The organism is Glutamicibacter sp. AGC84 (assembly GCF_053543575.1).
Map to the genome: position 1 here is coordinate 26,529 of NZ_JBLVOC010000009.1, position 7,258 is coordinate 33,786.

8 protein-coding genes are annotated in these 7,258 nt (G+C 61.6%); 7 read left to right on the forward strand and 1 reads right to left on the reverse strand.

The genetic code is table 11. The features are described from left to right. Positions 1-39: 39 nt before the first annotated feature. A complete protein-coding gene (locus tag ACNPN0_RS06170) occupies positions 40-1,026 on the forward strand; it encodes an acyl-CoA thioesterase (RefSeq protein WP_133834883.1) in 987 nt (328 codons plus the stop codon). Further along, positions 1,023-1,649, forward strand: a complete 627-nt coding sequence (locus ACNPN0_RS06175; RefSeq protein WP_133834884.1) for a phosphoribosylanthranilate isomerase — start codon at positions 1,023-1,025, stop codon at positions 1,647-1,649. Before ACNPN0_RS06170 ends, ACNPN0_RS06175 begins: the two co-directional genes overlap by 4 nt. Positions 1,650-1,703: 54 nt before the next feature. Here ACNPN0_RS06175 and ACNPN0_RS06180 read toward each other — a convergent pair whose 3' ends face one another. Further along, on the reverse strand, positions 1,704-2,255 hold the full coding sequence (locus tag ACNPN0_RS06180; RefSeq protein ID WP_105658869.1) for an acyl-CoA thioesterase: 552 nt from the start codon (positions 2,253-2,255) through the stop codon (positions 1,704-1,706). Positions 2,256-2,455: 200 nt separating this feature from the next. Here ACNPN0_RS06180 and ACNPN0_RS06185 point away from each other — a divergent pair, with 200 nt between their 5' ends. From ACNPN0_RS06185 to ACNPN0_RS06205, 5 genes are all read left to right on the forward strand, one after another. Continuing rightward, positions 2,456-3,775, forward strand: a complete 1,320-nt coding sequence (locus tag ACNPN0_RS06185; RefSeq protein WP_448937234.1) for a sensor histidine kinase — start codon at positions 2,456-2,458, stop codon at positions 3,773-3,775. Continuing rightward, the gene (locus ACNPN0_RS06190; RefSeq protein ID WP_388025260.1) at positions 3,772-4,437 is read left to right on the forward strand and encodes a response regulator; all 666 of its coding nucleotides are present in this window, start codon (positions 3,772-3,774) and stop codon (positions 4,435-4,437) included. Before ACNPN0_RS06185 ends, ACNPN0_RS06190 begins: the two co-directional genes overlap by 4 nt. 79 nt (positions 4,438-4,516) lie before the next feature. Next, complete coding sequence (locus tag ACNPN0_RS06195; protein WP_332728267.1) at positions 4,517-5,398, forward strand: ABC transporter ATP-binding protein; 882 nt, start codon at positions 4,517-4,519, stop codon at positions 5,396-5,398. After that, entirely contained in the window at positions 5,395-6,567 is a 1,173-nt protein-coding gene (locus ACNPN0_RS06200) for an ABC transporter permease (protein ID WP_105658873.1), read from the forward strand. The genes ACNPN0_RS06195 and ACNPN0_RS06200 overlap by 4 nt, the downstream gene beginning before the upstream one ends. Before the next feature lie 59 nt (positions 6,568-6,626). Continuing rightward, a complete protein-coding gene (locus ACNPN0_RS06205) occupies positions 6,627-7,226 on the forward strand; it encodes a hypothetical protein (RefSeq protein WP_332727621.1) in 600 nt (199 codons plus the stop codon). Positions 7,227-7,258 lie beyond the last annotated feature (32 nt).

Sequence of the window (7,258 nt, forward strand, 5' to 3'; positions counted from 1 at the left end):
CATTGCCCGTGATGCGCGTTGTGCGCGAAACTGGAGTGCATGAGCACCCCGGAGCTGAAACAACGTCCGCATTCTGTCACCTTGCGATTCCTCGCGGCACCGACCGACGTCGATGTCACCGGGATTGTTCCTGCGGGCACCGTTCTGGAGTGGGTCGACAAGGCCGCCTACGCTGCGGCGGTGGGATGGTCCTCCAGCTATTGCGTTACCGCCTATGTAGGCAATATCCACTTCGCCGACCCGATCCACTCCGGGGATCTGGTGGAAGTGACCGCTTCGGTGGTGTACACGGGAACCAGCTCCATGCACATCCATACCGAGGTGTCTTTCAGCGATCCGCGCGAATTGCGTCCGGTGAAGTCCAGCAGCTGCCTGGTGATCTTCGTAGCCGTCGGCGAGAATGGCAAGCCGACCCCGGTTCCGGCGTTCACCCCGGGTACGGCCAGGGAAATCGCCATGCGCGAGAATGCGTTGGCGCGCATTGAGATCCGCGAGCAGATCGTCGCGTCCATGAACGAACAGGTATACACCGATGAGGGAACCGCCGAACGCGTGACGCTGCGCTTCCTGGCGGCGCCCACCGATGTGAACTGGGGCGGCAAGGTCCACGGCGGCATCGTGATGAAGTGGATTGATGATGCCGCTGAGCTGTGCGCGGCCCGCTACTGCCAGCAGGAAACCGTTGCAGTGTTCTCCGGCGGCGTGCGTTTCTACCGCCCGCTGCTGATCGGCCACCTGGTGGAGGTCGAGGCGCGCCTGGTCTACACCGGGAACAAGGGAATGCACATTGCGGTGCATGTGCGCTCTGGCGACCCGAAGACCCGGGAAATGCAGCTGACGACCTACTGCCTGACCGTGATGGTGACCCGCGATGAAACCGGCACCGCTGTTCCGGTCAAGCCCTGGGTGCCCGTCACCGGGGAGGACAAGCGGCTGTGGAATCACGCCCGCGACTTGCTGGCCATCCGCGCCAACGCGCCTGGCGGTTACACCCCAATCCATATGGCCAAGGAGAACGCCAAGTGAGTGCAGCAAAGCCCTTCGTCAAAGTGTGCGGCTTGTCCACTGCCCAGGACGTGCAAGCCGCAGCGGCCCATGGCGCTGACGCCATCGGGTTCGTGCTCACGCCCAGTGCCCGGGAAATCTCTGCGCAGCGCGCCGCCGCATTGGTGAAGGCTGTTCCTGCAGGCATTGCCACCGTGGCGGTATTCCGCGGCGAAGAGATCCAGACGGTGCTTCAGCTTGCGGCGGACGCCGGCGTGAGTTGGGTGCAGCTGCACGGGCAGCGCACGGCAAAGGATGTGAGCTCCGCCCATGAGGCCGGGTTCAAGGTCATCCGCGCGGTGCGGCGCGATGACCCGGAGGAGCAGTTTGCCGATTGGGGCGAAGATCTGCTGCTCATTGACGCTTCGGTCCCCGGCAGCGGCGAAAGCTGGGATTATGCGGCAGTGAAGGATCTGGCCGCTGGTCGGCGCTGGCTGGTGGCCGGCGGACTGTCCCCGCAGAATGTCGCTGATGCCCTAGCTGCGTCCAGCGCTTTCGGCGCCGATGTCTCCTCGGGCGTCGAATCATCGCGCGGAGTCAAGGATCCCGAGCTGATCGCCATGTTCATTGATGCGGCCAAGGCTTCGCCGAATCCCGCACGTTGAGTCCCCCGGCACGGCATTCGCGCCGTTCAGCAGGAATTGCGCGAGTGAATTGATTCAGCGGATCCAATTGTGCGGGGCCGGCTTGCGGGTGCTGGGCAGCGCTCCGTCCTGGCGCCACTGGTGCAGCCACTCGGGCAGCACCATGTCTGCTGGCAGTTCCAAGCCGACTGCTGCCAGGATTTCCTCGTTGGAAACCGCACCCTTTTTCGAGGTCATCCGGGTGGCGACATAGGCGCGAGCGTAGATTTCGCCCTTCACGACGATGCGCTGCTCGAAGAAGATGCATTTGTCGTCCATGCCGATCAGCCGGGTTTCCTGGGAGAACTTGGTTCCCAGGCGCACCGACTTGCGGAAGGTGATGGTCTCGGTCTGCACGACCGGAACCCATTTATTCCTGGACATGATGTCCCAGACACCGGAACGGAACATCAAGTCGAAGCGTCCGAGATCGAAGATCGAGAAGTACATGCCGTTGTTGATGTGGCCGGCAAAGTCGATATCGGTCAGCGTGGCACGCATGCCCACTGAGCTGGTGTCGAACATCGACAGCTTGGAAGCCTTCTTGCTGTTCAGGTAAACCATGAGGATTCGGAAAATCATGTGCATACCATCACATTACTGCCTAGTAACCTTTCTGCCTAGCGCATTTCCTCCCGGGTCAACGCCAGGGGTAAGCCTCCAGGCTCATGCCCGGAGAACCGCAGACCGGTAAAGTCGTTTCCAATGCCTGGCCAACGAGATGATCAAGGAACACCATGTACCGACTCCCCGAGCTAGTACACCGGAGGCTCCCGACGCTGCCTCCGGTGGATTGGGAACGTCCGTCTCCGGATAAGAAGAGCTTGCGCCGCGATATTATCGTCGCTTCGGGCTTCCTCCTGCTGGCGCTGGCCATGCACGAACTGCTGCTCTCCCTGACCGAGCAAGAGAACGCGCCCGATCCTCTTCTCGCCTATCTCGTGCTTGTGTCCCTGATCGTGCCGCTGATGTTCCGCCGGCGCTGGCCCATAACCATGATGCTCATCGGTTCGGCTGCGTTCGTGGGCGCCGGAAGCGAAAATACCTACCAAGTCGGCATGGAGCTCTGCGCGCAGCTGGCCTATTTCATCGGCATCTACACCGCGGTCACGTGGTCGAAGAACCGCCGGGGACTGTGGATAGCGATGAGCGTGGTGCTGCTGTTCATGGCTACCTGGGTGATCGTCACCTTCTTCACCTCCGATTTGCTCACGGCCACCGGAACTTCCATGGTCGAGGATCCAGCAGGCGTGCTGCCGACGTCAACGGCCTTCATCTTCTACAACCTGCTGATGAACCTGCTGTACTTCGGCGGCGCGATCTTCCTGGGCATGGTCAGCTGGACCAATGCCTACGCCAGCCAAATAGTGGAAACCCAGGCCCAGCGCATTGCCGACCAGTCCCAGCAGCTGGCAGACCGTGCGGTCAACGAGGAACGGCTGCGCATCGCCCGCGAGCTGCACGATGTCATTGCCCACCACATTGCCTCGGTGGGAATCCAGGCGTCGGCCGCCCGCATGGTGCATGAGCGCGATCCCCAGCAGTCCATCGAACTGATGCGCGGCATCGAGTCATCGGCACGCAGTGCAGTCAGCGAAACGCGGGCACTGCTGGGCGTATTGCGCGAACATGGCGGACCGGAGGATTCGCCGAACTGCGCTGAGGGGGCACGGAACCCCGAACCATCCATGGCGCAGCTCGATGAGCTGATCGCAGCCAATGAACGCCAGGGACTGAGCATCCAGATCTCCCGCGATGAACACCAGCCCGGCTTCATTTCCACCCTGCCGGCAGGCCTGTCGCTCGCGCTCTACCGCATCAGCGGAGAAGCCTTGGCCAATGTCCGTGCGCATTCCACGGCCCGCACAGCTACCTTGTCGCTGCGTTCGGGAACCGATGCCGATGGCGCATGGATAGAAGTCGAGGTCACCGACAGCGGCCGTCCCCGGCCGGATTCCGCCGGTGGCGGCTACGGCCTGCGTGGCATTCGCGAACGCGCCAAGCTGCATCACGGGCTAGTGGAAATCGGCCCGCGCATTCCGCACGGCTGGCGTACCCGGGCCCGGTTGCGCGTGGTTTCCGACGCGGCAACTAGACTGGCAACATGAGCAAAATTACCGTGGTGATCTGCGATGACCAGTCGCTGATCCTCTCGTCGCTGAAACTGATCTTGCAAACCGATCCGCAGATCCAGGTCATCGGCACGGCAGGCAACGGCCAAGCGGGCCTGGAAATGGTTCGCGAGCTGAACCCCACGGTGGCGCTGATGGATATCCAAATGCCGCAGATGGACGGCATCGAAGCCACGAAGCTCATCGCCAGCACCACCCAGACCAAGGTCATTGTGCTGACCACCTTCAACCGCGACGACTACCTCTTCGAGGCCATGGATGCCGGGGCCAGCGGGTTCCTGCTGAAGAATGCAGAGCCTGAAATGCTGGTGGCCGCCGTGCACCAGGTGGCCGCCGGCCACGGGCTGCTCTCCCCGGAAGTCACGCTCAAGCTCATCCAGCGTGGCACCGGCGCCGCCCCTGCCGCGGATTCGGCAACGGCAACTACCGAGGCCCAGCAGCTGGAAAAACTCACCGAACGCGAACGCCAGGTACTCTGCGAACTGGCCCAGGGCAAGAACAACCAGGAAATCGCCGCAGTGCTCTCCCTGTCGGAAGCCACGGTGAAAACCCACCTGTCGAACCTGTTGGCGAAGCTGCACCTGCGCGACCGGGTGCAGGGCGTGCTATTCGCCCACCGCGCCGGACTCATCCAATAGTTTCATTCTCCAGACGGAGCGCAAATGCTGCTTCGTTTCCTAAGCTGATGAGTAGAAACAATACTTGGCAGAGGAAAACATGCTTGAGCTAAACCATGTGTCACGGTCATTTGCACAGAATTTGGTGCTCGATGACATCAGCTTCACCGTACCTGGCGGCGCGCTCACCGGATTCGTCGGTGCCAACGGTGCCGGCAAGACCACCACCATGCGCATCATCATGGGATTGCTCAGCGCCGATTCCGGTTCTGTTTCGCTCAACGGCCAACCGCTCAATGGAGCCACCCGCCCCAACTTCGGCTACATGCCCGAGGAACGCGGTCTGTATCCCAAGCAGCCGGTCATTGACCAGCTGGTCTACCTCGGACAGCTCCATGGCCTGTCCCGCTCCGGAGCACGCAAACGGGCCATGGAACTGCTGGCCCGTTTCGGATTGGCTGACCGCGCCAAGTCGAAACTCGAATCCCTGTCCCTGGGCAACCAGCAACGCGTTCAAGTCACCGCAGCACTGCTGCACGAACCCGACGTGCTCATCCTCGACGAACCTTTCAGCGGACTTGACCCGATCGCGGTAGATGCAATGAGCTCCATCCTGCGCGACTATGCAGCGCGCGGCGTACCGGTGCTCTTCTCTTCGCATCAGCTGGATCTGCTCGATGTGCTGGTGGACCATCTGGTGATCATCCAGGACGGCAGGATCCTGGCCAATTCATCGGCAGCCGGGCTCCGTGCGACGCAGGCATCCCGGCACCGGTTGTCCCTGGGCTCCGACACGGGCTGGCTGCGCAATGAACCGGGGGTCACCGTTATCGATATTTCAGGCCATGACGCATTGGTGAATTTCGATTCCGAAGCCGATGCCCAACGCGTGCTCGCCACCGCCATGAGCCGCGGGCCCGTCGCAGAGTTCGCAATCCATCGCCCTTCGCTGGCCGACATCTACCGGGAGATCATCAAGTGAACACCACCACGGCTCCATGGCTCATTGTCGCCTTGCGCGAAGTCGAAACCAAGCTGCGCGACAAAGCTTTCATCATCAGCACCATCGTGACCTTGCTATTCATCATCGGATCGGTCGCCCTTACCGGTTTCCTCGCCAATCGCACGTCGAATTTCGCCGTGGCTGCCACCGACGATGCCAGTTTCCGGGTGCTGGAGCAAGTGATCCAGGATCGCCCCGAAGACGTGGAATTGAGCATTTCCAGGCTCGCTCCTGAACAGGCGGAGCAGCAGCTATCCGCTGAGCGGCTGAACGCAACCTTGTCCGGTTCGGCCGATGCGCAGGAATTCACGCTGACCGGTTTCAACGCGGTCGACCAAGAGCTCAGTTCCCTGGTCCGCGAGGCAATGAAAACCGTGAAGACCGATCAGCTGCTGGCCGAGGCCGGACTGGAATCAGCTGGCCTGCCCGATAACGAGGACCTCATTCTCGATCAGCTCCATGGCGATTCCGAACGGGCCGCGATGGCCAGTGCCATGGCGCTGGTCTTCTCATTCCTCTTCTACATGGCCGCATTCCTCTTCGGCATGCCCATCGCCAACTCGGTCATCGAGGAGAAGCAGAACCGCGTGGTCGAGATCCTGGCCAGCACCATCCGGCTGCGCCAGCTGCTGGCAGGAAAAATCATCGGGAATGTCGTTCTCGCAATGATCCAGCTCCTGGCCTTCCTCAGCATTGGCTTGCTGGCTGCCTACATTTCCCCGATCCAGATCCCGTTCCTCGGAGTTGTCACCCAGGTGGCCGGGTGGTTCGTGGTGTTCTTCTTCGGCGGTTTCCTGCTTCTGGCCGGGATCTGGGCAGCGTTGGGCTCCTTGGCTACCCGTACCGAGGATCTGCAGCAATCCAGCGGGCCCGTGGTGGGCCTCCTGATGGCGGTGCTGTTCATCGGGTTGTATGCCAAGGGCAGCTTCCTGGTGGTCGCTTCGTACATTCCCATCGTCTCCTCGGCGGCGATGCCTAGCCGCCTGCTCTCCGGCGAGGTAGCTTTCTGGGAGCCGATTCTTTCGCTGGCCATTCTCCTGGCTGCCTGCTGGCTTGTGCTGCTGTTTGCCGAGAAGATCTACGGCAGGGCAGTGATGCACACCGGTGGCGCGCTGACCTTGCGCAAGGCACTGAAACTCGAGGTCTGAGCCCGCCTGCCAAGAACAGGAAAAGGGATTGCACAGCCAGTTTCATTAGACTTGGCTAAGTGAGCGAAGAAAAACCACTGTTGCATCTGCCGGCCCGCCTGATCATTGTTTGGCTGGTGCTGATCGCCGGCATCACCGGATCCACGCTGCTGTCCACCGCCGACTATGTCACCGGCGGCAGCCTGCTCTCCCTGATCGCGTTATGGGTGATCAGGCTCGTGGCCATCGGCAGCTTCTGGCTGCTCGAAGCACGCAAGGACACCAAGGTCTTCGCGATGCTGCTGGTCCTGCTGTCGCTGGTCCTGGACATCTTGCTGAAGCTGCCGGTACTGGACACCGTGGAATATGGCGATTGGTTCCTGGTCTCCGCGCTGGATCTGCAAGGAATGTACACCGGGTACTTCACCGTCTGGGGCCTGCTCCTGCCGGTGCTTTCGCTGGTTGGCTGGTTCGTCCTGCGTCCCCGCAAGCTCGCTGGCTGGATCGTCGGCCTGCTCTCCGCGGTGGGCCTGGGATTTGCGGCCCTGTCCGTGGCTGGTTCGGCCAGCGGATCCGTACTCGCCTTTACCCTGGTGACCTTGGCGCGCTACATTCTTCCGGCGATCCTCTCCGCCACCGCGGATCTTCTGGTCGCCAAGTACAAGGTACGCAAGAAGTAAAGAGCATCCGGCATAAAGCAGTGGCCCGCATC